This window comes from Synechococcus sp. R8-2, from assembly GCF_047461715.1.
Taxonomy (GTDB): Bacteria; Cyanobacteriota; Cyanobacteriia; order Thermostichales; family Thermostichaceae; genus Thermostichus.
This window is the reverse complement of the sequence record NZ_JANSHQ010000058.1, coordinates 1-1,970: the sequence shown is the minus strand read 5'-3', so window position 1 is coordinate 1,970 and position 1,970 is coordinate 1. Positions and strand designations below refer to the sequence as shown.

The following is a 1,970-nucleotide window of genomic DNA, read 5'->3' as shown; positions in this document are numbered from 1 at the left end:
GCCTGGGCCAACCCCGGCACCAAGAGAGTTACTTCCTGCACAGAAAAGCTGTTTTCCTCTTCCCCTTTGGCTGAAGATTTAAACCGATTGTCCCGGTGCGCCACCAGTAGGCAGGCTTCGGCCACCGCCTGAACCCCACGCACCCGATCCAACCCCGTCTCCGGCAAAGACAGCATCACCTGCTTGGCTTTTAAGCTGTGAGCCTGGCGCAGGCCGTTGGCTGTGGCCCGTCGTAGGGCTTCTAGCGTTAGGGCCGCGGGATCCCCTAGCCCCACCAACACCAGTTTGCGGATCTCTCCTGTCAGGCGCAGGGCAACACTGCTATTCGGCTTCCCCTGAAACCCCTGCTCCTGAACGGTTTCCGCCACCAGCCCTGACCACGCCTTTTCATCCCAAGAGGCGATCTCAGGGGGCAGAGGAAAGCGGCCATTCCCGCCGGAAGCGGCAAAGCAATAGACCAGGGCACATTCCCCTTGAGTGAGTGGCGGCTCGCTGAGATGAAGCTGCATGAGAAATCCTTGACCAAGCTGTTGACATGGGATCCCCAGTCTATCCAATTTCGCCGGCTCTTAGGGCGAGGGATCCCCCCTCTAGTGGGCGGGCCGGAAGATCCCGAAGCAGGAAGTGTAGCCGTGTAAAAAGGTGGATCCCCCAACGGGGCCGATCTCACCATTGCAAAAGAACCCCCCCAAGGGCAGCTCTCCAAGCAATTCCCGAAACCGTTGCGAGTCAAAATCGGGAGTGCCGTACAGGCCCTTGCCTCGCCCCAAACAGGAGAACATCAACGCCCCACAAGGCTCCGGCCTCGGTTGAGAGGGGCTTTGCCTCAAGTTGCGCTCGGCACAATAGCGGCTGAGGGCCCAACGCAGATCTTCTGCCGAAGTCTGGGCATCCCGCAGATGAAATTGCACCGTCTGGCCAGGGCGCACCTGATCCCCGATGGCCAGCGCCCCCACGCGCGGATCAACGCCCAAGATTACGCGAATGAGGAAATCTCCCGGCGTCGGCTCCGACTTGAACTCATCCATCAGCAGGCCGATGAAGAGAGAGTGGCGGGCCAATCGCTGATCCACGGGACTGAGCCGCTCTGCCAAGTCCTGCAAAACCGCTAGAGGAGGGCGACCCTCCAAGCCAAGAATCACATTCCCCTCTGCTTCCGTCACCCGCAAGGGATCCCCAATGGGGCGACACCCCTGGGCCACCACTGCATCCAGCACCACATTGCCGTAGAGCGCTAGCCCCACTGTGCCCTCTCGATACAGCTCCCGCCGAGGTGTGAGGGTACGCGCATCCAGCAAAAACAGAGCATTGCCCCGAGGGCCGCGGCCCCCACTGGCCAATCCCCCCACTTTGACTGATCCCGGATAGGCGAAATCCAACCCCTGCAGCAACTCTGAGATGCCAGAGGAAAATCCATCGGCCAAGAGCAGAAAATGAGGCTTGCTCTGCGGCGAAACCCCAACACAATCGACCCAGGCAGAAGGAGCCGCATCCAAGTCTGGCAATTGGTTCCCCCGCAGATGAAAAGGATGCAGCACCACCTCCGGCATGACCGCCAAAGACAAGGAGAGAGCCGGGCCATCCTCAATTTCATGCCCGCCACCCACAATGCCACCCCCGGAGCAGCCGATCAAAACGTCCACCTCCAGCAGCCCCGACAGCAATGGCAACACCCGGATGTATTCGCTGGCAAAGGCCGCCGACACAAACAAAACCCCCAGGTTGGGCCGCAGAGGCTGAGAGGGAACATACCCCGTCAGCAGCCCCGGCAAGCTGCCGGATCCCACCGTCTGCACCTGCCGACTCAGGACACTTTTCAGTTGGGCTGCCTGAAGCTTGGCCTTGGCTTCCTCCACCACCTGCCGCAGAGCCGCTTCTAGGGAAGGGAGCTGGGAGAGCGCGTTCACCCACTGCATCGGCGTGTTCCTACGGTCTGGAGTTTGCTGTCTTTAGGCTAGCAATTTATGGCC

2 protein-coding genes are annotated in these 1,970 nt (G+C 60.6%); both read right to left on the bottom strand.

Translation table 11 applies throughout. The annotated features are described in order from the left end of the window. Positions 1–509: M17 family peptidase N-terminal domain-containing protein (locus tag NW819_RS01515; RefSeq protein ID WP_414412684.1), on the bottom strand; the 509-nt coding region annotated here is incomplete at its 3' end. 81 nt (positions 510–590) lie between these two features. Then, on the bottom strand, positions 591–1,916 hold the full coding sequence (locus NW819_RS01510; RefSeq protein WP_414412683.1) for an FIST N-terminal domain-containing protein: 1,326 nt from the start codon (positions 1,914–1,916) through the stop codon (positions 591–593). Positions 1,917–1,970 lie beyond the last annotated feature (54 nt).